Annotated in this window: 23 protein-coding genes; 4 read left to right on the forward strand and 19 right to left on the reverse strand. The window is 58.0% G+C overall.

Annotated elements, in window-relative coordinates; genetic code table 11:
- The 3 genes from CKW14_RS08670 to CKW14_RS08680 form a co-directional block, all read right to left on the reverse strand.
- A complete protein-coding gene (locus CKW14_RS08670; RefSeq protein ID WP_093435202.1) occupies positions 1-795 on the reverse strand; it encodes an acyl-CoA thioesterase II in 795 nt (264 codons plus the stop codon).
- Between the two features lie 234 nt (positions 796-1029).
- Entirely contained in the window at positions 1030-1794 is a 765-nt protein-coding gene (locus CKW14_RS08675) for a CHAD domain-containing protein (protein WP_095048528.1), read from the reverse strand.
- Between the two features lie 78 nt (positions 1795-1872).
- Positions 1873-2151, reverse strand: a complete 279-nt coding sequence (locus tag CKW14_RS08680) for a hypothetical protein (protein WP_007908543.1) — start codon at positions 2149-2151, stop codon at positions 1873-1875.
- Positions 2152-2367: 216 nt separating this feature from the next.
- On the opposite strand from CKW14_RS08680, the gene CKW14_RS08685 reads away from it, so the two are divergent.
- Positions 2368-3417 carry a patatin-like phospholipase family protein gene (locus CKW14_RS08685; protein ID WP_095048529.1) on the forward strand — a complete coding sequence of 350 codons (1050 nt, stop codon included), beginning with the start codon at positions 2368-2370 and terminating at the stop codon, positions 3415-3417.
- 141 nt (positions 3418-3558) lie between these two features.
- Here the strand turns inward: CKW14_RS08685 and CKW14_RS08690 are convergent, their stop codons facing one another.
- The 6 genes from CKW14_RS08690 to kdpF form a co-directional block, all read right to left on the reverse strand.
- On the reverse strand, positions 3559-4257 hold the full coding sequence (locus CKW14_RS08690; protein ID WP_095048530.1) for a response regulator: 699 nt from the start codon (positions 4255-4257) through the stop codon (positions 3559-3561).
- 48 nt (positions 4258-4305) lie between these two features.
- Positions 4306-6957 carry a sensor histidine kinase KdpD gene (locus CKW14_RS08695; RefSeq protein WP_095125145.1) on the reverse strand — a complete coding sequence of 884 codons (2652 nt, stop codon included), beginning with the start codon at positions 6955-6957 and terminating at the stop codon, positions 4306-4308.
- Positions 6958-7087: 130 nt separating this feature from the next.
- The gene (gene kdpC / locus CKW14_RS08700; protein WP_095125146.1) at positions 7088-7633 is read right to left on the reverse strand and encodes a potassium-transporting ATPase subunit KdpC; all 546 of its coding nucleotides are present in this window, start codon (positions 7631-7633) and stop codon (positions 7088-7090) included.
- Positions 7634-8202: 569 nt separating this feature from the next.
- Positions 8203-10266 (reverse strand): potassium-transporting ATPase subunit KdpB, encoded by a 2064-nt coding sequence (gene kdpB, locus CKW14_RS08705; protein WP_095125147.1) that lies wholly within the window; start codon positions 10264-10266, stop codon positions 8203-8205.
- A 10-nt stretch (positions 10267-10276) separates the two neighbouring features.
- On the reverse strand, positions 10277-11971 hold the full coding sequence (gene kdpA / locus CKW14_RS08710) for a potassium-transporting ATPase subunit KdpA (RefSeq protein WP_095125148.1): 1695 nt from the start codon (positions 11969-11971) through the stop codon (positions 10277-10279).
- Between the two features lie 8 nt (positions 11972-11979).
- Positions 11980-12069, reverse strand: a complete 90-nt coding sequence (gene kdpF, locus CKW14_RS08715; RefSeq protein ID WP_007899818.1) for a K(+)-transporting ATPase subunit F — start codon at positions 12067-12069, stop codon at positions 11980-11982.
- A gap of 399 nt (positions 12070-12468) precedes the next feature.
- Here kdpF and eat point away from each other — a divergent pair, with 399 nt between their 5' ends.
- The 3 genes from eat to CKW14_RS08730 all read left to right on the forward strand — a co-directional run bounded on the left by eat (position 12469) and on the right by CKW14_RS08730 (position 14914).
- Entirely contained in the window at positions 12469-13833 is a 1365-nt protein-coding gene (eat, locus tag CKW14_RS08720; RefSeq protein ID WP_095125149.1) for an ethanolamine permease, read from the forward strand.
- A 221-nt stretch (positions 13834-14054) separates the two neighbouring features.
- A complete protein-coding gene (locus CKW14_RS08725; RefSeq protein ID WP_007908505.1) occupies positions 14055-14222 on the forward strand; it encodes a DUF2897 family protein in 168 nt (55 codons plus the stop codon).
- A 137-nt stretch (positions 14223-14359) separates the two neighbouring features.
- Complete coding sequence (locus CKW14_RS08730) at positions 14360-14914, forward strand: TetR/AcrR family transcriptional regulator (protein WP_095125150.1); 555 nt, start codon at positions 14360-14362, stop codon at positions 14912-14914.
- On the opposite strand, the gene fabF is transcribed toward CKW14_RS08730, so the two are convergent.
- The 10 genes from fabF to gmd form a co-directional block, all read right to left on the reverse strand.
- Positions 14911-16185, reverse strand: a complete 1275-nt coding sequence (gene fabF, locus CKW14_RS08735) for a beta-ketoacyl-ACP synthase II (protein WP_095048537.1) — start codon at positions 16183-16185, stop codon at positions 14911-14913. The two genes, CKW14_RS08730 and fabF, sit on opposite strands and share 4 nt — an antisense overlap.
- A 22-nt stretch (positions 16186-16207) precedes the next feature.
- Positions 16208-17011, reverse strand: coding sequence for an SDR family oxidoreductase (locus CKW14_RS08740; RefSeq protein WP_095125151.1), 804 nt, complete (start codon positions 17009-17011; stop codon positions 16208-16210).
- 216 nt (positions 17012-17227) lie between these two features.
- Positions 17228-17563 (reverse strand): helix-hairpin-helix domain-containing protein, encoded by a 336-nt coding sequence (locus CKW14_RS08745; RefSeq protein WP_093435238.1) that lies wholly within the window; start codon positions 17561-17563, stop codon positions 17228-17230.
- Between the two features lie 110 nt (positions 17564-17673).
- Entirely contained in the window at positions 17674-19668 is a 1995-nt protein-coding gene (locus CKW14_RS08750) for a nucleoside-diphosphate sugar epimerase/dehydratase (RefSeq protein WP_095048539.1), read from the reverse strand.
- Between the two features lie 84 nt (positions 19669-19752).
- The gene (locus tag CKW14_RS08755; RefSeq protein ID WP_095125152.1) at positions 19753-20802 is read right to left on the reverse strand and encodes a glycosyltransferase family 4 protein; all 1050 of its coding nucleotides are present in this window, start codon (positions 20800-20802) and stop codon (positions 19753-19755) included.
- Positions 20799-21770: an SDR family oxidoreductase gene (locus CKW14_RS08760; RefSeq protein WP_095125153.1), complete on the reverse strand. Its 972-nt coding sequence runs from the start codon at positions 21768-21770 to the stop codon at positions 20799-20801. The genes CKW14_RS08755 and CKW14_RS08760 overlap by 4 nt, the downstream gene beginning before the upstream one ends.
- A 458-nt stretch (positions 21771-22228) precedes the next feature.
- A complete protein-coding gene (locus CKW14_RS08765) occupies positions 22229-23338 on the reverse strand; it encodes a glycosyltransferase family 4 protein (protein ID WP_095125154.1) in 1110 nt (369 codons plus the stop codon).
- Complete coding sequence (locus CKW14_RS08770) at positions 23335-24480, reverse strand: glycosyltransferase family 1 protein (RefSeq protein ID WP_095125155.1); 1146 nt, start codon at positions 24478-24480, stop codon at positions 23335-23337. The genes CKW14_RS08765 and CKW14_RS08770 overlap by 4 nt, the downstream gene beginning before the upstream one ends.
- Positions 24477-25376 carry a GDP-mannose 4,6-dehydratase gene (locus CKW14_RS08775; RefSeq protein ID WP_095125156.1) on the reverse strand — a complete coding sequence of 300 codons (900 nt, stop codon included), beginning with the start codon at positions 25374-25376 and terminating at the stop codon, positions 24477-24479. Before CKW14_RS08775 ends, CKW14_RS08770 begins: the two co-directional genes overlap by 4 nt.
- The gene (gene gmd / locus CKW14_RS08780) at positions 25376-26407 is read right to left on the reverse strand and encodes a GDP-mannose 4,6-dehydratase (protein WP_095048546.1); all 1032 of its coding nucleotides are present in this window, start codon (positions 26405-26407) and stop codon (positions 25376-25378) included. The genes CKW14_RS08775 and gmd overlap by 1 nt, the downstream gene beginning before the upstream one ends.
- Between the last annotated feature and the right edge of the window lie 510 nt (positions 26408-26917).

The following is a 26917-nucleotide window of genomic DNA, read 5'->3' on the forward strand; positions in this document are numbered from 1 at the left end:
TCAGGCGAAAATCGTAACGGTCTGGCGACTCATGGCAATCAACTCCCCTTCCGCGCTCCACAGCTTGGCGGCGACATGGCCGTAGCCGTCGGCGGCGTATTCGATATCGGCCAGATATTGGCACCAGTCCAGCGTGCTCAAATCGTGTAGCGGCTGCACGAATTCGATGGTCCAGGTCAGCGTGCTACCCGGTGCCGGCCTCTTCAGATATGGCAACAGCGCGGGCGGCCACGCGTCCACCAGGGCCAGCAGATGCGCCTCGTTGACCGGTTCTTCTTTGACATCTCCGCGTAACCGCACCCAGCCGCCCATCAGCCGCGATTGCGTGCCGGTGAACGGCATGCCGCCGACGCTCCAGCGCATCGCCAAATGACGCATGAATTCTGGGGTCACGCCTTTGATGTAAGGCAACTCCTGGCATTCGTCCCAGTGCTTCATTGATGGCGCCGGATAGGCTTCGACTGCCACCTCCGACGGCCGCGAAGCACCGAAGCTGCCTTGAACGATCGTTACCACCTGACCATTCTGCATCGCCCGGCCCATGACCTGGCTGACGGCCTTGCCTTCGCGCAGTACATCGACTTCGAAACTCACCGGGACTTCAGGTTCGACAGGGCCGACAAAGGTGATCGCCAGCGAACGCACCGGGCGATCTGCCGGGACTTTCGCGCGCATGGCTTCGTATTGCAGCGCAGCCACCAGACCACCGAAACTGGCACGGCCCTGGCCCCATTCGGCAGGGATCGTCAGTTCCGGTTGGCGGCGGACCGCCTCGAGCAGATCGCTAAAGCGCATGGCAACCTCAGAAAACAAGAAAGGAATGCAGGGATCTTAACCAGAGCTGCAGAGCGCCGCAGCGTCTATTCCGGTCAAATGGGCTGACAGAAAGGCCTTAGCGTATTTCAAATACAGACACAAAACCCTGTAGGAGCTGCCGAAGGCTGCGATCTTTTGATCTTGTTGTTAAAAATCAAAATCAAAAGATCGCAGCCTTCGGCAGCTCCTACAGGGGATATCGCGGGGCTAAAGTTATTTGAAGCAGGCTGAACTGAGTTTTTCCAGCACGCGATCAGCCTTGCTTTCGGCTTTGATCATGGTCGCCTGCCAAGTGGCGACACAGGGCTGCAGATCCGCCTCAAGCTCAGCCTTCGCCAGCCACTGCCAGCAATCGTGCCAGTCGCCCAGCGCGCCTTGGGCAGACTTGAGGCGAGCCAGCGCCGCCTCGGGCAAGCGATCCAGTTCGGGATAGGCTTCGATGCCGTAGCGCACGCGCTTGATCAACAGGCGCAGGCGATGACGGTCGTGAGCGGGATCGTGCAGCGCCTCGTCGAGTTTCTGCCATTGCTTGCCCAAGCGTTTTTCGATGCGTTTGTCCAAGCCCTTGAGCAAGCCCTGACGCTGAGACGCACGCAGAAATCGCGGGAAAGCGTCGAGAATCATCAACAGCGAAGCCACCTCGGCGCTCGCCGCCAGCGCCGGATAGGCCTCGGCCATTTGCGCCATGCGCCGTTGCGCGGCCTCAGGCTGATCATGCAGGAGCAGATACGCCGCGAGCACTTCGCGATCACGCCACGGCGTGGTCAATTGGCCGACCGCCGAGGCGGCATCTTCCAGTTGCTCGACCCCGGGCAAGCCACGCAATGGCCGCAACAGACTGCGCAAGCGCCGCACTGTGGTGCGTAGATCATGCAGCGCCTCGGGGTCGGTCCGTGCAGTGAGCCGTGCCTGACAGGCTAGCAGGCGCACTTCCAGACTCAGGACATGAGCCACCAACCGGTCAACCAACGCAGACATCACTTGCTCCTGATTCAAATGGCTTGAAGATCATTCTGCTGCCCAGCGAACGCAGCCTCCTTGCTTCACGTCAGCAGCTTAGCGGCCGGCGCGGGATTCGCGAATGTAGAAACGCGCCTTCTCGGCTTTCTTGCTGCAGCCTTCGAACCCTTCGAATTGCTGCTGAGTCTTGGCAGCGGTCAGCAGCGACAACGCTTTGGAGTAGCTGACAGTGCCGGCAAAGCCTTCAGCCTTGGCCAGATCCAGCTCATGCCAGGCCGCGTCGAGCTGGCTGCCGCAGCTGTCGCGGTAAGCGGTTTTACCGGCGCAACCGGCCAATGCCAGAGCCATCAACGGCACACAGATCCAGGCTTTCATCACTCACACCTCAAAATAGGTCAACAGTCGTGCAGGTAAGACGGTAAGGCTGCGAAAAAGTGCCTTGCCGGCGGGTGAAACCGCGCAACTGAGAAGGATAGCGCTGAAGGGCCATGCAGTAGCGAAAAAACGACGTCACCGACGCACTCAACGACCTCGGCGATTGAGCCTGCCCGGCGATGGGTGCATTGTGGAACCTTGTCGGGAGGACGCTGGATGAAAAAAAAACGTGTCGCGCTGGTACTGGGCTCCGGTGGCGCCCGGGGCTATGCCCATATCGGGGTCATTGAAGAGATCGAGAAACGCGGTTACGAAATCGCCTGCATTGCCGGCTGTTCGATGGGTGCCGTGGTCGGCGGGATCTACGCCGCCGGCAAACTCGACGTTTACAAGAACTGGATCGAAAGTCTCGATTATCTGGATGTGCTGCGCCTGGTCGACGTGAGTTTTCGCCTCGGCGCGATTCGCGGCGAAAAGGTCTTCGGCCAGATCCGCAAGATCGTCGGCGATGTCAACATCGAAGACTTGCGCATCCCCTACACCGCCGTCGCCGCTGACCTCACCAACCAGCAGGAGATCTGGTTTCAGGAAGGCTGCCTGCATCAGGCGATGCGAGCCTCGGCGGCGATTCCCAGCCTGTTCACCCCGGTGATGCAGGGCAATCGCATGCTGGTCGACGGCGGCATTCTCAACCCGTTGCCGATCGTGCCGGTGGTGTCGAGCCACTGCGATCTGATCATTGCGGTCAATCTCAATTCGACCAATCAGCGTCACTACAAACTGCCGGTGATCCAGCGCCCTGCCGCTTTTCGCTCACGCTTCGATAGCCTGATCAGTTCGCTGGGATCGAAGATGCCATTCCGCCGTACACAGGCAGAGCAATTGTTGCGGCTCGAACAGGAAGCGCTGCGCGCCGAAGCGGCGGACATCAATCCCTGGCTGGACGGCGCCGAGCCGGAGAGCCAGCAACCGGCAGCCGCGCCCGAGCGTGAAGGCGCACCGAAATCGGCGACCGGTTCATTCATCATCGATAACGTCGGACCGGCCTCGTTGCTGGACTTGATCAACCAGAGTTTCGAGGTGATGCAGACCTCGCTGGCGCAGTACAAGATCGCCGGATATCCGCCGGATATCCTGATCAATGTGCCGAAGCGGGTGTGCCGGTTTTTCGAGTTTTACAAGGCGCCGGAGCTGATCGCGTTGGGGCGCGAGATTGCGCGGGATACGCTGGATCGGTACGACAGTGAGCAGAGCAGAGAGCCCTGAAGTTTTCCGCAGTCTTTAAGGGCCTCATCGCTGGCAAGCCAGCTCCCACAGTGATCGAGGTGATACACAGATTTCAATCACAGCTGAAAAACCTGTGGGAGCTGGCTTGCCAGCGATGGCGTCTGCCGGGACAACAAATGGCTAAAGAGTGTTGTCACTCAACAGCCGATAGCCAACCCCCGCCTCGGTCACGATAAACCGCGGCCGCGTCGGATCATCCGCCAGCTTCTGGCGCAAATGCCCCACCACAATCCGCAGATAATGGCTGTCCTCGGTGTGGGTCGGCCCCCAGATATCCTTGAGCAATTGCTGCTGGGTAATCACCCGCCCCGGATGCCGTGCCAGTTGCGCCAGCACCGCGTATTCCTTGCGGGTCAGCGCCACTTCGACACCGTCGAGCAACACCCGCCGATAAGCAAGATCCACGGTCAGCGGGCCGAAGCTCAGCGCCGCCTGCTGCGCCTCCCCTGCCGGAGCCTGGCGCAACAAGGCGCGGACTCGGGCGAGAAACTCCTGAATGCCAAACGGCTTGGTCACGTAGTCATTGGCGCCGCCATCCAGCGCCTGGACTTTCTGCCCTTCGCTGGCGCGCACCGACAGCACCAGCACCGGCGCCGTCGCCCACTCGCGAAACTCGCGCAGCACTTGCTGGCCATCCATGTCCGGCAGGCCTAAATCGAGCACCAGCAGGTCCGGTTTGTTCAGCGCCGCTTGCGCCAAACCCTCGGCACCGTTGCCGGCCTCGAGCACTTTATAGCCCTGTGAGGTAAGGCTGATGCGCAGGAACTTACGGATCTGCGGTTCGTCGTCGATGACCAAAATGGTCGTGGTCTGGCTCATGAATTCACATCAACACAAATGATTGGCAAGAGAGTAGCGCAGTCAGCTTCAGCCTTCATCGTCCATCCCCGGTTGCGTCTGCAACGGCAAGTGCAAAGTGATGCAGGTGCCGTGCCCCTCGATGCCGTCGGCGACGCTGATGCGCCCGCCGTGCGCGCCAACCATGCCCTGACAGATCGCTAGGCCGAGGCCCGTGCCCTGGCCGCCACGATCACCCCGGGCAGCGGTGTAGAACATGTCGAAAATCTTCGCCCGCTCCTCTTCGGGAATCCCCGGCCCTTCGTCGCTGACCGAGAAGAAAATCTCTTGGTCATCCGCGCCTGCGCTCAGTTGCAAGCGACCGTGAGCGGGTGAGAAACGTGCGGCGTTTTCCAATACATTGACCAGCGCCTGTTCGATCAGCGCCGCATGCACGAACAACAGCGGTAACTCGGCCGGCACATCAGTGCTGACCTGCAACGGCGCGAGCACCGCGCGCAGGCGATTGAGCGAACTGCCGACGATATCGGCCGGCGACACCCAGTCCCGCGCCAGCTTCAGCGCGCCGTGGCCGAGGCGGGTCATGTCGAGCAGATTCTGAATGTAGCGATCGAGGCGCTCGGCTTCATCGCGGGTGCCTTCGAGCAGTTCACGACGATCTTCCAGCGGGATCGCTTCGCCGAGGGCCAACAGGCTGTCGATGCTGCCGCGCATGGCCGTCAGCGGCGTGCGCAAATCGTGGGATACGGAGGCCAACAAGGCACTGCGCAGTTGTTCGGTTTCACCGTGCAGGCGCGCGGCTTCCAGGTCATCAGCCAACTGCGCGCGCGCCAGCGCTTGGGCGAGCGGCTGACTCAATGCGGTGAGCAAGCGCCGACGCTGGCCACTCAAGGTCTGGCCTTCTTTGGCGCAGACACCGAGCAGCGCCAGCGGCCCGTCCTCGACCGACAGCGGCCACCACCACCAGCGTCCGAACGGCAGCGTGCCAGTGCCCATGCCTGCCGGTTGATCGTGTTGCCAGGCCCAGTCAGCGGCGGCGCGTTCGGACTCGGTAAACTCCAACGGCCCGCCGGTCTCGACCTTCCAGCCGCCCTGCCCGTCCCGGTTGAGCAGACATAACTGCAGATCGCTCCAGCCATTGAGGTGTTGCGCGGCAGCGCTGACCACCGCTTGGCGATCCGTCGCGGCAGTGAGTTTGCGCGACAGGTCGAGCAGTTCAGTGGTCTCTTCCTGGGTGTCGCGCAGGGCCTGCAATTGCCGACGCTGACGCGCCGCGAGGTTGCCGGTGAGCGCCGCCATCAACAGGAAAAACAATAGAGTCAGGACGTCTTCTTCGCGCTGAATGCTGAAGGAAAAATTCGGCGGGATAAACAGGAAGTCATAGGTCAGAAACGACAGCGCGGCACAGGCCAGCGCCGGGCCGAGACTGCTGCGCACCGCCACCAACAGCACCGCCGCAAGGAACACCAGCGAGATGTTCGGCAGCGGCAGCACGCTCGACACTGCCCACGCCAGGGCGGTGGCCAATACGGTGGCGACCAGCGCCAAGGCATAGTCGAACCACACCAGGGTCAGCGCGTTGCGCGGGCGCGGTTGATGCTGTTGCTGATCGCTGTCGAGGACGTTGATCTCCAGCCCGTGAGCCTGACGCAGCAGGCGCGCCGCGAGTCCGCCGCCGAATAGACGCCGGCGCAGACGTGGCCGGGACTGCCCAACCAACACCAGGCTCGCACGGCGTTCGGCAGCGTGCTGGATCAGGGTTTTCGCCACCTCACCGGCGCGCAGCAACACCACTTCACCGCCCAGGCGCTCGGCCAGTTGCTGAGCGCTTTGCAGGCGCAGGCGCGATTGCTCGTCGCGTACGCTGCCGTTATCGACATGCACCAGACTCCACGGTAAATGCCGGCGCTGGGCAACGCGACTTGCATGGCGCACCAGGCGTTCGGCCTGAGCATCACCATCGACGCCGACCAGCAAGCGCCCGCGCACTGCCGGGGCCGCCTGACCGAGTTGGCGATAGCCTTGGGCGAGATCGTTATCGACCTGTGCGGCAGCGGTTTGCATCGCCAGTTCGCGCAATGCGGTGAGGTTGGTCTGGGTGAAAAACGCATCGATCGCCGCACGCGCCTGCTCCGGCACGTAGACCTTGCCTTCACGCAAGCGCTCGAGCAATTCGCGCGGCGGCAGGTCGATCAGCAGCAGTTCGTAAGCTTCTTGCAGCACCCAGTCCGGCAGGGTTTCGCGCACTTGCACGCCGGTGATGCCGCGCACCTGATCATTGAGACTTTCCAGGTGCTGGACGTTGACCGTGGTGAACACGTCGATGCCGGCGGCGAGCAGTTCCTGAATGTCTTGCCAGCGTTTCGTGTGGCGACTGCCGGGGGCGTTGCTGTGGGCCAGCTCATCGACCAGCACCAGTTTCGGTTTGGCCGCGAGAATGCCGTCGAGGTCCATTTCTTCGAGCATCACGCCACGGTATTCCGAGCGCACCAACGCTTGCTGCGGCAAGCCGCCGAGCAGCGCTTCGGTTTCGGCGCGGCCATGGGTTTCGACGACGCCCGCAATAACTTTCACGCCTTGGCGCAGTTGTGTGTGCGCAGCCTGAAGCATGGCGTAGGTCTTGCCGACACCGGGGGCGGCGCCGAGAAAAACCTTGAGCCGCCCACGGCCATCACGGGGCAGGTCTGCTAACAGCGCGTCGGCGCGGCCGGAGTCGCTCATGCTTGATGTTCTCTCTTGCTGATAGTTATGCGGTGTTCTTTCGGCCCTATTCGCGAGCAGGCTCGCCCCCACAAGGAGTATGCATTCCACTGTGGGAGCGAGCCTGCTCGCGAATGGCCGCGCCGCTGATTCAGAGTTTTTCCAGTGCCATATTCAGCTCAAGCACATTCACCACCGGCGGCCCCACCAGCGGCTGTTCGATATGCGCATCGAGCAGTTGCTGAAGAGTCGATACCGGCACATTTCGCGCTGCCGCGACACGCGCCAGTTGATAGGCAATTGCTGCCGGTGGCAAGTGCGGATCAAGGCCGCTGCCGGAGGTGGTCAGCAGGGCCAACGGCACCGGGCCTTGGCCGGGAACCTGCAATTTGTTGGCGTCGTCGATCACGCGGGTTGCCAGTGCCGGATTGCTCGGGGCCAGGTTGCTCGCGCTGCTGGAAACGGTCGCAAACGCACCGGCGGAGGGACGTGGATGAAACCACGCATCGCCGACAAAATCCTGCGCGATCAGCGACGAGCCGCGGACCTTGCCGTCGGCGTCTCGCACCAGGCTGCCATTGGCTTGGGCGGGGAATGCGACTTGCGCAACACCGGTCACCACCAGTGGATAGGCGACACCGGTGACCAGGGTCATCAGCACCAGCAGGCTCAGGGCCGGACGTATCATTGTGGACATTTCAAGATCCTCGAATTCGTTGGGCAAACTTTTGCGGGGTGTCAGGGAGATCTTTTCCCCCTCACCCCAGCCCTCTCCCCCAAGGGGGCGAGGGGGAAAGGGAGCCGATTTCCATGCTTTTCAAAACTTGCGTTCGGCTCGGTATTTCAAGTCGGTGTAGCTCCCGTAAACACCTCGGTCAGTCCCCTCTCCCCTAAGTTCGCGAAGGGAAAGGGAGCCGATCTTTGTGCAGTTCAAGACCTGAGTTCGGCTCGGTATTTCAGGTCGGTGTAGCTCCCGTAAACACCTCGGTCAGTCCCCTCTCCCTTAAGTTCGCGAAGGGAAAGGGAGCCGATCTTTGTGCTTTTCAAGACCTGAGTTCAGCTCGGTATTTCAGGTCGGTGTAGCTCTCGTAAACACCTCGGTCAGTCCCCTCTCCCTTAAGTTCGCGAAGGGAAAGGGAGCCGATCTTTGTGCTTTTCAAGACCTGAGTTCGGCTCGGTATTTCAGGTCGGTGTACCTCTGTTGAACCACTCGGTCAGTCCCCTCTCCCTCTGGGAGAGGGTTAGGGTGAGGGGCTTTTTCCGGCCTCACACCAGATGCAGCGCCGTGAGCAACATGTCGATCGCCTTGATCCCCACGAACGGCACCAGAATCCCGCCCAGTCCGTAGATCAGCAGATTGCGTCGCAGCAACGCTGCAGCACTCGCCGCCTGCACGCGTACACCGCGCAGCGCCAGCGGAATCAGCACAACGATGATCAAGGCATTGAAGACGATCGCCGAGAGAATCGCGCTCTGCGGACTGGTCAGTTGCATGATGTTCAGCACGCCCAGTTGCGGATAGATCGAAGCGAACAACGCCGGCAGAATCGCGAAGTATTTGGCCACGTCGTTGGCGATGGAAAACGTCGTCAGCGCACCGCGTGTCACCAGCAACTCCTTACCGATCTGCACCACGTCGAGCAGCTTGGTCGGGTCGCTGTCGAGGTCAACCATGTTCGCCGCTTCGCGGGCAGCCTGGGTGCCGTCGTTCATCGCCATACCAACGTCCGCCTGAGCCAGCGCCGGCGCATCGTTGGCACCGTCGCCGCACATCGCAACCAGACGACCGTCGTTTTGCTCGTGACGAATGCGCGCGAGTTTTTTCTCCGGCGTGGCCTCAGCGAGGACGTCATCGACGCCTGCTTCAGCGGCGATGGCAGCGGCGGTCAGCGGGTTGTCGCCGGTGACCATCACGGTACGAATCCCCAGTTTGCGCAGTTCGGCAAAACGCTCACGAATGCCGGGTTTGACCACGTCCTTGAGATGGATCGCGCCAAGCAGTTTGCCTTCGGCGCAGACCAGCAACGGCGTGCCGCCGCTCTGGGCGATCTTGTCGATTTCCCGCGACAGGGCCGGAGCCAGATCCGAGCGCTTTTGGCCGAGGAAACTCAGCAGCGAATCCACCGCACCTTTGCGGTAGACACGACCTTGATAGTCGACGCCGGACAAACGGGTTTCAGCGCTGAACGGCACAGCGGTCAAGGTTTCCAGCGCCGGCTCAGGCTGCGGGTGCAGACCACGCAGGTATTCGACGATGGATTTACCTTCAGCGGTTTCGTCAGCCAACGAGGCGAACAGCGCGCCTTCGGCCAGCTCGCGACCACTCACACCCGGCGCGGCATACACCGCACTGCAACGACGGTTACCGAAGGTGATGGTCCCGGTCTTGTCGAGCAGCAACACATGCACGTCGCCCGCCGCTTCCACCGCACGACCGGACTTGGCGATCACATTGAGGCGCACCAGACGATCCATCCCGGCGATACCGATGGCCGACAGCAGACCGCCAATGGTGGTCGGAATCAGCGTGACCAGCAGCGCCACCAGAAACACCAGCGGCAGGCTGCCGTTGGCGAAATGGGCGAACGGTTGCAGGGTCACGACCACCAGCAGGAAGATCAGGGTCAGGCCGATCAGCAGAATATCCAGCGCCACTTCGTTCGGGGTTTTCTGGCGTTTGGCGCCTTCGACCAGCGCAATCATGCGATCGAGGGTCGACTCGCCCGGATTGGCGGTGATCTGCACCAGCAGCCAGTCGGAGACCAGTCGCGTGTTGCCGGTGACGGCCGAACGGTCACCGCCGGATTCGCGAATCACCGGCGCCGATTCACCGGTGATCGCCGCTTCGTTGACCGCCGCGATACCTTCAATGACTTCGCCATCACCGGGGATCATCTCCCCGGCTTCGACGCGCACCACATCGCCTTTGCGCAGACTTGCCGCTGGCACCACTTGAAAGCTGCCGTTAGCCTGTTTACGACGTGCGCTGAGGCCTTCGCTGCCGGCCTTGAGGCTGTCGGCACGGGCCTTGCCGCGACCTTCGGCCAAAGCTTCAGCGAAGTTGGCAAACAACACGGTGAACCACAACCACAGGGCGATTTGCGCGGCCACGAAGGTCGGTACATCCGCGTCAGGAATGAAGCACAGCACGGTGGTGAATATCGCCGTCAACTCAACCACCAGCATCACCGGCGAACGCTTCAGTTGCCGTGGGTCGAGCTTGACGAAAGCTTGCACCAGCGCCGGCCGCCACAGGGCCGAGATCGCGGTTTTCGGTGCTTCTGCCGACTTGGTCGGCTCTGCAGGTTTTGCAGGAACGTGCATATTCATGATGGATTCCTTAGAAGCCCATACTTAAATGTTCGGCAATCGGGCCGAGCGCCAGAGTCGGCAAGAAGGTCAGGCCGCCCACCAGCAAAATGGTCACGGTCAACAGGGTCACGAACAGCGGGCCATGAGTCGGGAAACTGTTCTGGCCGATCGGTGCGGTTTTCTTCATCGCTAGACTGCCGGCCAATGCCAGAACCGGAAGGATGTAGCCGAAGCGACCGATCAACATGCCCAGGCCCAGCATCAGGTTATGGAAAGGCGTGTTCGCGCTCAGGCCACCGAACGCCGAGCCATTGTTGGCGCTCGCCGATGTGTAGGCGTAGAGCAACTGGCTGAAACCGTGCGGACCGGGGTTGCTGATGGTTGCCGCGGCACTGGGAACCGCTGCGGCAATCGCACCGAGCACCAGCACGCCAACCGGCATCACCAGCAAAGTCACCACCAGCAATTGCACTTCGCGCGCCTGGAGTTTCTTGCCGAGGTATTCCGGCGTACGGCCGATCATCAGACCGGCGAGAAACACCGCGATCAGCACGTTGAGCAACATGCCGTAGAGCCCGGCACCGACACCGCCGAAGATCACTTCGCCGACCATCATGTTGACCAGCGCGACCATGCCGCTGAGCGGGTTGAGGCTGTCATGCATGCCGTTGACCGAACCGTTCGAGGCGGCCGTGGTGGTCACCGACCACAGCACGGTAGCGGTGGTGCCGAAGCGCGCTTCTTTACCTTCCAGCGGCGCGGTCTGTTCGACAGCAGCGTTGTTCAGGGTCGGGTTCGGTTGATATTCAGCCCACAGCGAGGTCGCGCCGCCGATCAGGAACAGCGCGAGCATGCAGGCGATGATCGCGCGGCTCTGACGCAGGTCCTTGACGTAGTGGCCGAAAGTGAACACCAGCGCCACCGGAATCAGAATGATCGAAGCGACTTCGAACAAGTTGCTCCACGCGGTCGGGTTCTCGAACGGATGCGCCGAGTTGACGCCGAAGAAGCCACCACCGTTGGTGCCCAGTTGCTTGATCGCAATCTGACTGGCCGCCGGACCGAGCGGGATCACTTGATCAACGCCTTGCATCGTCACCGCGTTCACATACTGCGCAAAGGTCTGCGGCACGCCCTGCCAGACCAGATACAGCGCCAGCAGCAGGCACAGCGGCAACAGGCCGTAGAGGGTGGCGCGGGTCATGTCGACCCAGAAGTTGCCGAGGGTTTTCGTCGATTTGCGGCCGATGCCACGGCACAGTGCGACCAGAACGGCGAGGCCGGTAGCGGCGCTGACAAAGTTCTGCACGGTGAGGCCAACCATCTGGCTCAGATAGCTGAGCGTCGCTTCACCGCTGTAGGACTGCCAGTTGGTATTGGTCATGAAACTGACCGCGGTGTTGAACGCCTGGGTCCATTCCTGGCCGGGCAGATTTTGCGGGTTCAGCGGCAAGTGATCCTGAAACAACAGAATCGCGAACAGCAGCAGGAAACCGGCGAGGTTGAATGCCAGCAGCGCCAGCGTGTACTTCTGCCAGCTCTGCTCGGCGTTAGGATCAACCCCGGCGATGCGATAGCAACCGCGCTCGACCGGGCCAAGAACCGGCGTCAGCCAAGTCCGCTGACCTTCCATCACCTTGTAGTAGAAGCGCCCGAGGAACGGCGCCGGCAGCAAGACCACCGCAAAAAACGCGAGGATCAGCCAATAGTCATAACTGTGCATAGCCGCTCCTAGTTCCGATCCGCGCGCAACAGCGCAACCAACAGATAAATGAACAGCCCCACTGCCAACAGCAGTGACACCCCGTCCAGAACGCTCATGGAAGATCTCCGTGTTACGGCGTATTGCCGCGTGTGGAGGCATTGTCGGAAAGGAGGCTGTAAAGGAACGAGAGCGAGGGGTCTGGCTGGGCATAAAGAAAGCGTAAAGAGTGGGTTTATGCCGGCGTTACAGGTGGGTTTTGCGCCGTATGGGCAGGCCTCTTCGCGAGCAGGCTCGCTCCCACAATTTGAAATGCATTCCCCTGTGGGAGCGAGCTTGCTCGCGAAGACGGCATAACGAACAACATCGCACTCAACTGGCGCACAAAAAGCAGCTATCCCACCGCGAACATCCCCGATACGACAGCTTTCAACTCATTACGACTTGTTTCACAGCAATGGCACGCCCACTGCACACGCCCTCCCCCGAGCTTTCCAAACCGTTCAGGGAGCAAACGCATGAACACACAACTCAAACCCACACTGGGCACCTTGCACCTGTGGGGCATTGCCGTAGGGCTGGTGATTTCCGGGGAATATTTCGGCTGGAGTTACGGCTGGGGTGTGGCCGGGACGCTGGGTTTTCTGGTGACCTCGTTCATGGTCGCGACCATGTACACCTGCTTCATTTTCAGTTTCACCGAACTGACGACCGCGATTCCTCATGCGGGCGGGCCGTTTGCCTATAGTCGTCGAGCGTTTGGTGAAAAAGGCGGATTGATCGCCGGGCTGGCGACGCTGATCGAATTCGTCTTCGCGCCACCGGCCATCGCGCTGGCGATTGGCGCCTACCTGAATGTGCAGTTTCCGGCACTCGATCCGAAGCATGCGGCGGTCGGCGCTTACATCGTGTTCATGGGGCTGAACATTCTCGGGGTGAAACTGGCGGCGACCTTCGAGCTGGTGGTCTGCGTACTGGCGGTGGCCGAGTTGCTGGTGTTCATGGGCGTGGTCGCGCCGGCCTTCAGCTTCAGCAACTTCGCACTGAATGGCTGGGCCGGTTCGGATGTGTTCGGTGCGCCAGCGATTGCCGGGATGTTCGCCGCGATTCCGTTTGCGATCTGGTTTTTCCTGGCGATTGAAGGCGCAGCGATGGCTGCCGAAGAAGCCAAGGATCCGAAACGCACGATTCCAAAGGCCTACATCAGCGGCATCCTGACGCTGGTGTTTTTGGCCATGGGTGTGATGTTCTTCGCCGGCGGCGTTGGCGACTGGCGCACCCTGGCCAACATCAACGACCCGCTACCGCAGGCGATGAAAACCGTGGTCGGCGACAACTCCGGCTGGCTGCATATGCTGGTATGGATTGGCCTGTTCGGGTTGGTGGCGAGTTTCCACGGGATCATCCTCGGCTATTCACGCCAGTTCTTCGCCCTCGCCCGCGCCGGCTATCTACCGGCCTCGCTGGCGAAACTCTCGCGCTTCCAGACGCCGCACCGGGCAATCCTTGTCGGCGGCATCATCGGCATCGCCGCGATTTACAGCGACGGCCTGATCAACCTCGGCGGCATGACACTCACCGCCGCGATGATCACCATGGCCGTGTTCGGCGCCATCGTGATGTACATCATGAGCATGCTCAGCCTGTTCAAACTGCGTAAATCGGAACCGAATCTGGAACGCACCTTTCGCGCGCCGTGCTATCCGCTGATTCCGCTGATTGCATTGGTGCTGGCGGTGGTGTGTCTGGTGGCGATGGCGTGGTTTAACACGTTGATCGGCTTGATCTTCCTTGGCTTCATGGCGGTCGGTTTCTGCTACTTCCTGCTGACCGGACAACTGCGTGCCGACGCACCAGCCGATGCGATGCTCACCGGCCTGTAAAGACCCGTCTACTGTAGGAGCTGACGAGTGAAACGAGGCTGCGATCTTTGCTTTTCAAGATCAAAAGATCGCAGCCTTCGGCAGCTCCTACAGGGATTTCGGGTGTACCGGGTGCAAGCGGCCTAGAATGGAACCACTGCGAGTTCACTTCGCTCAAAAGTGGTATGCAGCGTTGCACGGCGAAATCCTCGTCCGTCGACCTGCCCTTAAGGAGAGCCGTTATGCCTTGGTATGCCTGGTTGATTCTGGTCGTTGCAATCGGCTCGATCGTGGGTGGATTAATGATGTTGCGCGACACCGCCAATAAGGTCGATCTGACCGATGAAGAACGCCGACGCGTTGCCCAACGCAATGCCGAAGCGGACGCCAAAGACGCCCAAGACCGCTGAACACAACCCCGCCTGATCGGCGGGGTTTGTGCTTTTTATAGCCATTGGAGCTATCTGCACGCTTTTAAGAAGTAGAAGTACAGTCACCATCTAATTTTCCTTGGTTAAGATGGGGACATTGTTGCGGAGAGTTCCAGATGCGTTATTCGCAGGACCATAAAGCCCAGACCCATAAGCGCATCATCAAGGAGGCTTCGGCACGCTTTCGCAAGGACGGAATCGGCGCTACCGGCCTGCAACCTCTGATGAAAGCGCTGGGTCTGACCCATGGCGGTTTCTACTCACATTTCAAGTCCAAGGACGAGTTGGTCGAGAAGGCCTTGCAAGAGGCCGGCAACCAGGTCGACGGGTTATGTGCCGAGATTTTTGCCCAGGACAACGCGCTAGATGTGTTCATCGAGACGTATCTGTCCGAATGGCACCAGACATCGCCAGATGAAGGCTGCCCGCTGCTGACCATTTCTTCCGAGTTGGGGCTGCGCGGGCAACCGAGTCCCACCAGTGACGTGGTACTCAACGCACGGCTGGAGCAGATCGAAAACAGCCTCGAAGGCGAGAACAGCGCTGACCGCGCCATCGTCATCATGTCGACCCTGGTCGGTGCACTGATGCTGTCGCGCAGTGTCGCGGATGCCGGGTTTGCGCAACGCATCCTCGATATCACCCGCGATCACCTCAAGAACCGCGACTAAGCCTGCCAGCGCTTGAACAATACGCTGGCATTGACCCCGCCAAACCCGAAACCATTGGACAGTGCATATTCGATCGGAATTGACCGCGCCTCGCCATGGACGATATCCACACCGGCACTCGCCGGATCCGGGTTGTCGAAGTTGAGCGTCGGCGGCACCACCTGATCACGGATCGCCAATAGAGTGAAAATCGCTTCAAGCCCACCGGCAGCGCCGAGCAGATGACCTGTGGCCGATTTTGTCGACGTCACCGCGATTTTATTCTCTTCGCCGAAAACACTTTTGATCGCCGCCAATTCACCCAGATCCCCGACCGGGGTCGACGTGGCGTGGGCATTGAGATGCTGCACCTGATCCGGCTCGATACCCGCCTGCGCCAATGCCAGCGTCATCGCCCGACGTGCCCCACTGCCATCTTCCGGCCCGGCCGTCAGGTGATAGGCGTCGGCGCTGGTGCCATAGCCGACCAGCTCCGCCAGCGGCGTCGCGCCACGCGCCAACGCATGCTCCAGGGATTCGATCACCAACAACCCCGCGCCCTCGCCCATGACGAAACCGTCGCGCCCGCTGTCGAACGGCCGCGAGGCGCGCTGCGGGGTGTCGTTGTAACCGCTCGACAGTGCCCGCGCTGCCGCGAAACCGGCCAGACTGACGCGGTCGATGCAGGCTTCCGCACCGCCACACACGGCAATATCCGCTTCGCCGGCGCGGATCAAGCGCGCCGCATCGCCGATCGCTTGGACACCCGCAGCGCACGCCGTCACCGGCGCACCCAAAGGCCCCTTGAGGCCGTGTTGAATGGACACGTGACCTGCCGCGAGATTGACCAGAAACGACGGGATGGTAAACGGTGACAAACGCCGAGGACCGCGACTGTCGGTCGTGCGTACGGCGTCAGCAATCGCGCCGAAACCACCGACACCGGAACCGATGATCGTTGCGCTACGCTCCTGACTTTTGCTTTCTGAAGGATGCCAGTCGGCCTGCTCCAGCGCCTGTCGGGCAGCCTCCATGGCGAACAGAATGAAGCGATCCATCTTCTTCTGCTCCTTGGGCGGCGTGGCGCGATCCGGATCGAAACCTGCTTCAGCGTCCTCTTCCAGCGTCGGCACCGCGCCGCCGACTCGCGTGGGCAAATCAGCGACCGTTGCCTCAGGCAAGTTACGCAAACCAGAACGCCCAGCCAGCAAACGCTGCCATACGACTTCGAGATCGCTGCCCAAGGGTGAAACCAGGCCCATGCCCGTGACGACTATTCGACGCGAATCCATACTGTGGTGACCTCTGATCAATTCAATTGCCGGACTTATAGCGTTGCGCAGCAGCACTGCGGGAAAGGTTCGGCGCCATGACATGGCGAGCCGCAACAAAGGCGTGCCATTCGCCTGCGTCAGGCAGCGAAGGAATGGTGATCAACTCGCCCTGATCCAGACCGGCCAGCGCCGCATCAACCATCTCGCCCGCCTCCATGACCATTTCTGCCGGAATGCCACTGGCATCGATACCGGAACGCTCCCAGATTTCGGTGCGGGTCACACCCGGCAGCACGGCCTGGATCTGCACGCCGGTGCCTTCGAGTTCAGTGTTCAGCGACTGCGTCAGGCTCAGTACATAAGCTTTGCTGGCGCTGTAAGTAGCGTTGAAACGTTCCGGAAACAATGCCACCACCGAGGCGATATTGATGATCGTGCCACGCCCGGCCTTGGCGAAACTGGCAGCAGCCGCCGATGCCAGGCGCGTGACGGCGGTGATATTCAACTGGATCAACCGCTCCAACTGATCCATGTCGGCGTTAGCCAGTAAACCGTCCGACGCCACACCGGCGTTATTCACCAGCAAACTGATGCTGGAATCGCTGCGCAGGCGTTGTTCGAGTTTGAGTACATCATCCTTTTGCGTCAGGTCTGCTTTCAGCACTTCGACCTGAACGCCATGGGCATCACGCAACTGGCTCGCAGCACTTTCCAGACGATCCTTGTCACGGGCAACCAGCAGCAAATCAAAACCACGCGCCGCCAGGCGCTGAGCGTAAATCGCACCGATTCCGGACGATGCGCCAGTGACGAGAGCAGTACCTAGAGATTGTGCGGAATTCATGAGAATGCTCCTGGAATGCTTGATGAAGGGAGTTGCCGATGAGACGTGTTGGCTCGACGCATCGGCAAATTATTATAGGCATAATCCAAACGCAATATGATAGCCGTAATTTTAAATCGTCGGACTGCTGCCCTCTCTTCCACTACCCGCAGCCATGCGCTGCGCAAGTAAAAAAGGCCGGTCAATGACCGGCCCCCTTGGCATTAAACACTCAGCTTAGTTGACTTCCAGCTTGTCGCGATTGCGATCCAGAATCGCCTTACCGATACCCTTCACTTCCAGCAACTCATCCACCGACGCAAACGGCCCGTTTGTTTCACGATAAGCAACAATCGCTTTGGCCTTGGCCTCTCCGACTCCCGCCAGTTCCTTTTGCAGCGTTGCCGCATCGGCATCGTTGAGGTCGACTTTTGCGCTTTGGGAAGGTGCAGTTGTCTCCATCACCAACGGCGCCTTGGGTGACTCCGCTGGCGCAACAGGCGCGGCAATAGCGGCGATCGAGGCGCTGGTGAGGAAAGCAAAGATCAGAGAATAGAAGTAACCGGTACGCATTAGTGACGCTCCATCATCGTTTGAGAAAGCAGCTTTTCCGAAGCTGCTCTCCAAACTTAGGTCATGGTGGAGGGATGTCAAAAATGCGTGCGTTACAGGATGTGAAACAATCAGGGTTCGAGACGACGCTGCTGGTAGATCCAGTCGACGATCTCGCCATCGGGGGTATAGCCGCTGACGGTTTCGCGCAATAACTGGCGAACGCGCGAGTAATCATCCTCATCAACCGCCGCCAACAAACTGGCCAACCTAACCTTTAACACTTCCCAAGGTAGATGATCCTCATTGGCCGTCATGATCATCGGATGCGGTGTTGCAGCAACGTTGTCGCCGATCAACAGCTCTTCATAGAGCTTTTCACCTGGACGCAACCCCGTGAACTCGATGGAGATGTCGCCCTGCGGATTGCGATCGGAACGAATACTCAAACCGGACAAGTGGATCATCTTCTCTGCCAGTTCGACGATTTTCACCGGCTCGCCCATGTCCAGCACAAACACATCGCCACCCTGCCCCATCGAACCGGCCTGAATAACCAGTTGCGCGGCTTCGGGGATGGTCATGAAATAACGGGTAATCTTCGGATGAGTGACGGTCAGCGGCCCGCCGGACTTGATCTGGCTGTGGAACAACGGAATCACCGACCCGGAGGAGCCCAGCACATTCCCGAAGCGAACCATCGTGAAACGGGTTTTGTTAACCCGGGAAACTTTTGCATTGTCTCCGAACAATACCGGCGCGACTTCACGACTGAGCGCCTGAAGCGTCAACTCCGCCAAGCGCTTGGTACTGCCCATGACATTAGTGGGCCGCACCGCCTTATCGGTCGAGATCAGTACAAAATTTGCTACGCCGGATTGCAAGGCAGCCTGAGCAGTATTGAGCGTCCCGATTGCATTGTTCAACACACCTTCGGCGATGTTGTGTTCGACCATGGGCACATGCTTGTAGGCGGCCGCATGATAAACCGTGTCGACCTTCCAGGTTTTCATCACATCGAGCAATTTATCCTGGTGACGTATGGACCCGAGTATCGGAAGCAATCGAACCGGAGCCGACTCTCGAGAGCTGCGTTGCTCCAGCTCTGAAAGAATGTTGTAGAGATTGAATTCACTGTGTTCGAACAACAGAAGCGCGGTTGGCTCCAACGCAAAAATCTGCCGACACAACTCCGAACCGATCGAACCGCCGGCACCTGTGACCATGACAGTCTTGCCTTTGATACAACGCTCCAGAAGATCAGGCTGAGCTGGAACGGCATCGCGCCCCAGCAGGTCCGCAATATCGACTTCCTGAATATCTTCGACTTTGACCCGGCCACTCGCCAGATCGGAAAAATTCGGCACACTGCGAACATGCAGTGGAAAGCCTTCCAGCAAGTTAAGAATTTCCCGGCGCCGAGCACGAGTCGAGGATGGCAAAGCGAGAAGGATTTCCTGCGCCCCTGTGACGTCGATCATCTGCTGAATATGCTTGGGTTTATAAACCTGCAAGCCTGAGATCGAGCGATCGGAAATACCCGGGTCATCATCGATAAAAGCAACAGGGCGCATGACGCGCCCCATACGCAGTGCGGCGACAAGTTGATTGCCTGCAACACCTGCGCCGTATATCGCAACTTTGGTCAGACCATCGTCGCGACTGGCAAAAGGAACATGCTGCGCGGCTGTAAACCAGTCCCCCATGAAGTATTGCCGCATACATAACCGCAACCCCCCAATGATGACCAGGCTCAACCACCAGTAATTGAAAATGATCGAGCGAGGCACAACCGCTTCGTGATTGCTGTACCAATAAACGACAACCGCCAGAATCAGCGAAGACAAACTGACAGCCTTGATAATCGCAATCAACGCGTCATTGCCAAAATAGCGCATGACGGCACGATACATGCCGAAGCGAATGAACAATGGAATGGCCACAACAGGGGCGCAGACGAATAGCCAGAAGTGGACTTTGAAGGGGTTGTACATATCATCGATACCCAAGCGCACGATGAATGCCAACCACAGGGCCACCCAAACCAGAAAGATGTCTGTGCCAACCTGTATCAGTCGTTTGCGCCGCCGTGGAAGTCCAACGAGACGCTCTCTGACTTTATCCATTAACTCTTCAAGCACCTCAGTTTCCCTCTTTCAAATGCTGATCACCGTAATGAATCACCACAAGCCGGCATCATGACTCTAAACCTAGATGACAGAATTGTTTTCTTTTCCATCATCAGCGGTCTTTTCAAGCTCCCCTGCATGAAACCTGATCGCGAGAAAAACCAGCGGGATATAGGCTAAAAGTACACCCCATACGCCGCCCAGCCCAAACCGTGTAACACCTACCGCAATCGGCAACAGCCAGCATAGATTGATCAAGCCTGTTGCCAAGGTTACGGGCAAATGCCGGCCAAATTGCCTGGAAGCAAACTGATAGGCGTGGCTTCTGTGAGCCTCATACAGTTTGTCTCCTCTGAGCAGGCGCCGGAACAACGTGAAGGTGGCATCCACGATAAACACACCGAGCAGGATGAGCCAGCCCCAAAATAGTGAAGGATCATGCCACGCAGCCTGCAGAGAAAGACCGCCCAGAACAACGCCAAGAAATCCGCTACCCGCATCACCCATGAAAATTTTTGCCGGCGGAAAATTCCAGCAGAGAAAGCCCATCACCGCCGCAGCCAACATCAACGGAGCCCAGATCAACGCTGCTGCATCGACAAGCCAATACAACACACACGCCCCAAGACAAACACAAACCGCCTCGACACCTGCGATGCCATCGATGCCATCCATGAAGTTGTAAAGATTGAGCAGCCATACGAGATAAAACAGTGCCAAGAAATGACCAAAGATACCCAGATCGACCTGCGCTCCGAGTACCTCCACCACGGGCATGCCGCCCATCCAGAACAACAGCCATCCCGCAGCCAGAAAATGCCCCAGCAGACGCCAGCGCGCCGCGATATGGCCGTGGTCATCCATGAAGCCAATCACTGCAACCAGACTTCCAGCGCCGGCAACAGCGAGAAAAGCGCTACCCGAAGTAATTCCGACGCCCCATAACACTACTTGCGCAAAAACAAATGCGATCACTATCGCTACGCCACCGCCACGAGGAGTAGGCACAGAGTGCGAACTGCGCGCATTCGGAATATCCATCAAACTGCGCGCCAACGCGTAACGGCGTAACGCCCAAGTGAGGGAGAAGGATAGGCAGAGAACGACGGAAAGGAACCATCCATAAGTCATGATTTGCGGGTTTCCAGAAAATGCTGTGCGGTCAGGCCTAGGCCCTTATCGACACTGATGGGCGGGGTCCAACCCAGTAACTGTCGATTTTTACTGATATCGACCTGCAGAGAGCCGAAAAGCCGCTGAGATATAGACCGCCGTCCTACCAATGCCAACAGCCGCTCCATCATCCATACCGGAACAGGCAAGAGATAACTGGTCTTCCCCAACGCTTGGCCCAGCTTGCGCAACAGGTCACTTGTAGAAACATCTTCGCCATCGCTCGCCATAAAAGTTTGATTGGCAGCACCCGGATGGTCGGCACAGGTCACGATGAGATCCACAAGATTGCCTACTGACACCAGACTGCGGCTATTACGCACTGAGCCAAATGGCAACGGAACACCACGATCCAGCCATTGCATCATAGTGAGAAAATTAGCTTTCACCCCCGGACCGTAGACCAGAACCGGGCGAATAATCACCACTTCCATATCCGTAACCTGCGCCAGTCGCTTCAAGCCCTGCTCGGCTTCAAATTTGGAAATGCCATAAGCGTCAAGCGGGGCAGGCACATCATCAGCGTAAAAAGGAGCGCCTGGAGAAGTGCGCTCGCCGTTAACTTTCACCGAACTGACGAAGATAAACCGTTTAACTCCCGATGCCGCAGCCTGACGAGCGAGGTTCAAAGTCGCGTCGACATTGATTTCCCGGAAGGCAGCCAAGGGATCGACCGCGACTTCGTCCATGACGTGAACGCGCGCTGCCGCATGAACGACAACATCAACTTCTGTCAGGACGCGACTCCAATCGTTAGCCCCACTGAGACCTTCGAAGGGTATAACGTCCACGCCTGGAGCATGCTCATGAGTTGTGGAACGCATCGGCGCGACGACAGAACAATCCGATTCCAGCATTAGCCGATCTATAAGTGCTCTCCCCAGAAAACCATTACCGCCGGTAATCAGGAATGTCTTGGATCTCATGAAAGCACCTTGAGCTAAGAAATCAATGCTTGCCTGTCGACAACAGCCTCGTTGAAGCGGCAAATGGATGCGTGACTGCAGCAACCATGGAGATCGCTTCGTCGAGGGATATGCGAGTGGCAGTCTATTGAATTACGCGATTCTTGGCCACTTCAAAGCAGCAGGAAAAGACAACTTGCGCCACGTCATAAAAACACACCCTGAAACCCGCCTTCATTGAGGCAAAATTCACTGCTGCATTTTGCGCGGCTTACAGACTGTTAACAAACCAAGTTCTTTGGCAAACTCACGCACACACTCTGCAACAAGCAATATTAAATGAAACAAACTTTGCTTGAGAAAAACCTGCGCGCAAGTAGCCAGACAATAAAACGAAAAAAATCGACTCTAATTATCCGCAAACATCCGCCAGACAAGGCATTGTCCTGACAGCCCATTAACATGGGTTGCGAAAAGCTTTATAGCAACGAGCGATAAATATCAGCGTAAGATTGCGCCATCAAACTTGAGGAAAACACCTCCTCAAACCGGCGTTCGGCGGCCAAGCCCATCCTGGCAGCTGTCGCAGGTTCGCTCCACAGCCTTGTCATAGCCTGTGCCAATGCAATGGAATCCCTGGGAGGGACGACCAATCCGGTTTCTCCGGCAATATTAATGTAGGTGGTGCCCGAGCCAATTTCACAAGAGATCATCGGTTTTCCGTACATAGCCCCTTCGAGCAGGGAAATTCCGAAAGACTCCGATCTCAAATGCGACGGAAAGACAAAAGCGTAGCAAAGCGTCAGCAGCGCAGCCTTGTCTTCGTCAGGTAACATTCCCAGAAAATGCACGTTGGACAGACCCGCTTCCGCGGCTTGAGCCTTGAGTTCTGCTTCAAGATGCCCTCCTCCAAGAATGGCCACCGGTAACCCGGTTGTCCTGGCTGCCTCAAGCAGATAATCCAGGCCCTTGTAATAACGCAGGGCACCTACAAAAAGAAAAAAACGCTCACCCAACCGGTCTCGCCAGAATGCCAGTTTCTCTGCAGAAGGGACGGGATAAGTCGAGCGATCAAGACCGTAAGGAACAACACGTACCTTATCTTCAAATCGGGTCAAAACCGGGCTGCTTGCCAGATAATTTGGCGACGACGCGACAATACAGTCAACGCTGGACAGGAAGCGATTCATCAATGGCTGATAAAGTTTGAGCAGCGTTTTCTGCTTGACGATATCGGAGTGATAGCTGACCACACTGGGCTTGCCGACTCGACTCGCAAAATGAACGAGATCCATGTAAGGCCACGGAAAATGGTAATGAACAATATCCGCTTCTCGAGCCAGCTCGATGAAATCCCTGAGCGCCGAAAACGAGAATCCCGTAGAAGCAACGTGAAGATCCAGTTTTGAGCGATGGGTCAGATGATGCGCAATCGGTTCATTGCGTGCAGCCCCTCGCTCACTGAGATAGAGCACCTGGGACTCGTACCCGTGTTGTAAACCACCTTCGGCAATCTGAAAGATGACTTGTTCGATGCCCCCCATTGTCTCCGGGTAATAAGTCTTGAAGAAGTGCAGAACCTTGATCATCGCCCGTCGACCACCTTCTGATAAACCTCGAACGTTTCTTTTGCGCACCGCTCCCAGGAAAACTTCGCTGCGTGCAGTAATCCCTGTTCAATGGCGCTGGCGCGCCACACCTCATCTTCAAGGCCTCGGCGCAAAAGCTCAGTCAACGCCAGCGTGTCCGTTGCTTCGCACATAAGTGCCGCATTACCGGCAACCTCTGGCAGGGAAGAACTGTTGGAGCAAACGACGGGAACGCCCGAACTCATAGCCTCTAGCACCGGTAAACCGAAACCCTCGTACAACGAAGGGAAGGTAAATAGCCGCGCACCGGCAAACAACAGAGGCAAGTCTTCGCTGGGAACAAAACCGAGATAGTAGGCCCAGCCCTCGCGACGTGCGCTTTCAAGCCGGTTATGAATATCCTCGTTTTGCCATCCATAGTAACCCGTCAACACGAGCGGCCAGCGCTTGCGCAGCTCCAGTGGCAGACGTGAATAAGCATTGAGCAAGGTATCAATATTCTTGCGCGGCTCGATGGTACCCACAAACAAGCTGTAGCCGCCCGCCTCAAGACCATGTCGCGACAGAGTCAACCGGAGGTCGTCCGCGGACCGAGGATGAAACTCGGCAGAACTGGCCAACGGCACAGTGTGTATCCGCTCAATAGGCCAGGAAAAATAGTCGGACAACTCTTTACGCGTGTATTCAGAGTCCGTTATCAAAGCGTCAGCCCTGACCAACGTCGTCTTGAGCTCCTTCTGCAAATAGCGCACAAGTTGCGGCGCATGACAGTGGGACCACGTAAAGGGAGAAAGATCGTGAAAGGTAGCAACACTGCGTCCTGCAAACGGAGGCAGATAATAATTGGGGCTGTGGTAAAGAAATTCACCATGACCTTTAAGCGCTCGCTTCCTGAGCAATGGCATCAGCAAACGATAGGCCTCAACCGCCAGGAAATTCTTCTGAACGGCTCGCTTCAGACCATAACCGTTACCCGACGTATCGGAAGCAGCAGGCAACGACGGTAGAAATCGCCGACCTGCAAAAAACTGCAGGTCAGTAATTTCACGATTCTGCTGCAGTCGCAGCGCCAACTCATAGGTGTAGCGACCAATGCCGGTCAGTGGAAAACGGACCGGCTCAACAGAAAGAATTAACTTCATTTATCAACCGTCAGCATCCAGCTCAGGGTTTCGCTCAAAGGCGCCGTTGCCCATCCGGGAACCAGATCCCGCAGCTTCGAGTTATCCCCGCACAAGGTTTTCACCTCGTTGGCGCGAACAAACGCTGGATTCACGTCGACTTCGATGTCATGCCCAGTCAGCGACTTGCACAACTCGATAACCTCTCGAAGTGAGTGCGTTTGTCCCGAACTGACATTCACGATCTGCCCCAAGGGTTTCGCGTCGATCAAACCACGATAAGCCTTGACCAAAGCCCGAACATCACTGAAGTCGCGCCAAACATCGAGGTTACCCAATTCAATCCTTGGCGCCTTGCGCAGGAAATGGGAGACGATTTTCGGCAACAGGAAGTTCTCGGCCTGCCCAACACCTGTGTAATTGAATGGCCGCGCGATAACTATGGGAAGACGATCCATCCAGAGCTTGGCCATGTACTCCATGGCCAGCTTGCTAACGGCGTAATCGTTGGCAGGAGCCGGCACTGTAGCTTCCGACAACATGCCACCTGATGCATTGCCATAGACATTGGCGCTGCTCGCAATCAGAACGCAATCCGGAGCCTTCCCGCTAGCGGCAATAGCATCCAGCAGATTACGCGTGCCTATCAAGTTGACCTGATAGAACGCATCCGCCGCACCATGTCCGACAAATGCCAGAGCTGCAAGGTGCACAACGACATCCGGCTGAATCTTTGCCAGCAACGTGCGTAGACCAATACCGTCAGCCAGATCGACTTGATGATAATTGTGATCGTCGGAGGGTTGACTACCCATCCCGACAACTTCGTAGCCATGAGCTTGCAACTCAGCCGCCATGTAGCGACCGGTAAATCCATGAATACCCGTAATCAGCGCACGTTTGCCAGCATTGATCATCAGAAAGAGAACCCTTGCTTGTTACGGCGCAGGTCAGCCTCGACCATCATGCGGCAAAGCTCTTCAAGCGAAGTTTTCGGTTCCCAACCCAACACTTCCTTGGCCTTGGCCGGGTTGCCGATCAGCAACTCAACTTCGGTAGGACGGTAGAACTTCGGATTGATGGTAACCAGTACCTTGCCGGTAGCAGCATCAGTGCCCTGTTCGGCTTCAGCAGTACCCGACCAGGAAATAGTGATACCAGCGGCCTTGAACGCCATGGATACGAAATCACGGACGGTCTCGGTACGATTGGTCGCCAATACGAAGGTATCCGGTACGTCGGCCTGCAGCATGCGCCACATCCCTTCTACGTACTCCTTGGCAAAACCCCAGTCACGTTTGGCATCGAGGTTGCCCAGCTCCATTTTATCGAGCAGACCGAGCTTGATCTTGGCCACGGAGTCAGTGATTTTGCGGGTTACGAACTCACGACCACGCAGAGGCGATTCGTGGTTGAACAAAATGCCGCTGGTCGCAAAAATACCGTACGACTCACGGTAGTTGATGGTCATCCAGTGAGCGTAAAGCTTGGCGACACCGTAAGGGCTGCGCGGATAGAAAGGCGTGCTCTCGACCTGCGGAATAGCCTGTACCTGACCAAACATTTCAGAAGTCGATGCCTGGTAGAAACGCACCTTTGGATTGACGATGCGGATCGCTTCCAGAAGGTTCACGGCACCAAGGCCGGTGATTTCGGCCGTAGTGATTGGCTGCTCGAACGACACGCCCACAAAGCTCTGCGCGGCGAGGTTATACACCTCGGTGGCTTCAGTGGTTTGCAGCAAACGGATGCTGGCAGAGAGATCTGTCAGATCATATTCGACCAAATGCAGGTTAGGGTTCTGCTGGATACCCAGCTCTTCGATACGCCAGAAATTGACAGAACTGGTACGACGGTAGGTACCGTAAACGGTGTACCCCTTCTCCAGCAGCAGTTCCGCCAGGTAGGCGCCGTCTTGACCGGTAATGCCAGTAACGATTGCTTTCATGCGAATCCTTTAAACTCCATTTGAACACGAATGCGAATAGACAGGCGCTATCAAAAAAAGCGCCATGATAGCATTTTATCACAGTCTAACATTATACAGTCCCGGCCATTTTACATCGAGACCAGCGCAAGAATCACTTAAGACGTCAACCGCAAGCTATGCCGGTGCCGTACTCATACGGGATTCAACGAATACCGGTGTCAAGAATGCGCCAGAGAGGCACACAGATGCCCCGATTGGACTCACCCTCAAAAGACGTCTTCAGTGAGAATCAGCAAGCAAGCCTTATCTGCAGCCAATAAATACCGAGCTTAAGCAAAGAAAACCAGGGGAGAAGATTGATTTTCCCTTCGGGCGAGCCACAACTTTCCGCCCTAAGTCGAACCAAGCGCCCCGAGAACAACCAATTGCCCCCCGTCAGGGAAGCAACCCTGCACAGAGCCTAGGCCCACAGCCGCACTTCTCTAGTTGACACGTCGTGCGGAGAAGCGAAAATGGGCGGATAGAAAA

Origin of the sequence: Pseudomonas sp. Irchel s3a12, from assembly GCF_900187485.1 — a bacterium.
Classification (GTDB): Bacteria; Pseudomonadota; Gammaproteobacteria; order Pseudomonadales; family Pseudomonadaceae; genus Aquipseudomonas; species Aquipseudomonas neuropathica.

Bases quoted from the DNA above. Each gene is read 5' to 3' on its own strand.
- CKW14_RS08685 (WP_095048529.1), top strand. From the start codon at position 2,368: ATGAAAAAAAAACGTGTCGCGCTGGTACTGGGCTCCGGTGGCGCCCGG.
- CKW14_RS08775 (WP_095125156.1), bottom strand. From the start codon at position 25,376: ATGATCAATGCTGGCAAACGTGCGCTGATTACGGGTATTCATGGATTT.
- fabF (WP_095048537.1), bottom strand. From the start codon at position 16,185: ATGGATTCGCGTCGAATAGTCGTCACGGGCATGGGCCTGGTTTCACCC.
- CKW14_RS08755 (WP_095125152.1), bottom strand. From the start codon at position 20,802: ATGACTTATGGATGGTTCCTTTCCGTCGTTCTCTGCCTATCCTTCTCC.
- CKW14_RS08680 (WP_007908543.1), bottom strand. From the start codon at position 2,151: ATGAAAGCCTGGATCTGTGTGCCGTTGATGGCTCTGGCATTGGCCGGT.
- CKW14_RS08670 (WP_093435202.1), bottom strand. From the start codon at position 795: ATGCGCTTTAGCGATCTGCTCGAGGCGGTCCGCCGCCAACCGGAACTG.
- kdpF (WP_007899818.1), bottom strand. From the start codon at position 12,069: ATGAGCGTTCTGGACGGGGTGTCACTGCTGTTGGCAGTGGGGCTGTTC.
- CKW14_RS08760 (WP_095125153.1), bottom strand. From the start codon at position 21,770: ATGAGATCCAAGACATTCCTGATTACCGGCGGTAATGGTTTTCTGGGG.
- CKW14_RS08770 (WP_095125155.1), bottom strand. From the start codon at position 24,480: ATGAAGTTAATTCTTTCTGTTGAGCCGGTCCGTTTTCCACTGACCGGC.
- CKW14_RS08730 (WP_095125150.1), top strand. From the start codon at position 14,360: ATGCGTTATTCGCAGGACCATAAAGCCCAGACCCATAAGCGCATCATC.
- CKW14_RS08750 (WP_095048539.1), bottom strand. From the start codon at position 19,668: ATGGATAAAGTCAGAGAGCGTCTCGTTGGACTTCCACGGCGGCGCAAA.
- CKW14_RS08675 (WP_095048528.1), bottom strand. From the start codon at position 1,794: ATGTCTGCGTTGGTTGACCGGTTGGTGGCTCATGTCCTGAGTCTGGAA.
- CKW14_RS08745 (WP_093435238.1), bottom strand. From the start codon at position 17,563: ATGCGTACCGGTTACTTCTATTCTCTGATCTTTGCTTTCCTCACCAGC.
- CKW14_RS08690 (WP_095048530.1), bottom strand. From the start codon at position 4,257: ATGAGCCAGACCACGACCATTTTGGTCATCGACGACGAACCGCAGATC.
- CKW14_RS08725 (WP_007908505.1), top strand. From the start codon at position 14,055: ATGCCTTGGTATGCCTGGTTGATTCTGGTCGTTGCAATCGGCTCGATC.
- kdpB (WP_095125147.1), bottom strand. From the start codon at position 10,266: ATGAATATGCACGTTCCTGCAAAACCTGCAGAGCCGACCAAGTCGGCA.
- CKW14_RS08695 (WP_095125145.1), bottom strand. From the start codon at position 6,957: ATGAGCGACTCCGGCCGCGCCGACGCGCTGTTAGCAGACCTGCCCCGT.
- CKW14_RS08740 (WP_095125151.1), bottom strand. From the start codon at position 17,011: ATGAATTCCGCACAATCTCTAGGTACTGCTCTCGTCACTGGCGCATCG.
- eat (WP_095125149.1), top strand. From the start codon at position 12,469: ATGAACACACAACTCAAACCCACACTGGGCACCTTGCACCTGTGGGGC.
- CKW14_RS08765 (WP_095125154.1), bottom strand. From the start codon at position 23,338: ATGATCAAGGTTCTGCACTTCTTCAAGACTTATTACCCGGAGACAATG.
- gmd (WP_095048546.1), bottom strand. From the start codon at position 26,407: ATGAAAGCAATCGTTACTGGCATTACCGGTCAAGACGGCGCCTACCTG.
- kdpA (WP_095125148.1), bottom strand. From the start codon at position 11,971: ATGCACAGTTATGACTATTGGCTGATCCTCGCGTTTTTTGCGGTGGTC.
- kdpC (WP_095125146.1), bottom strand. From the start codon at position 7,633: ATGTCCACAATGATACGTCCGGCCCTGAGCCTGCTGGTGCTGATGACC.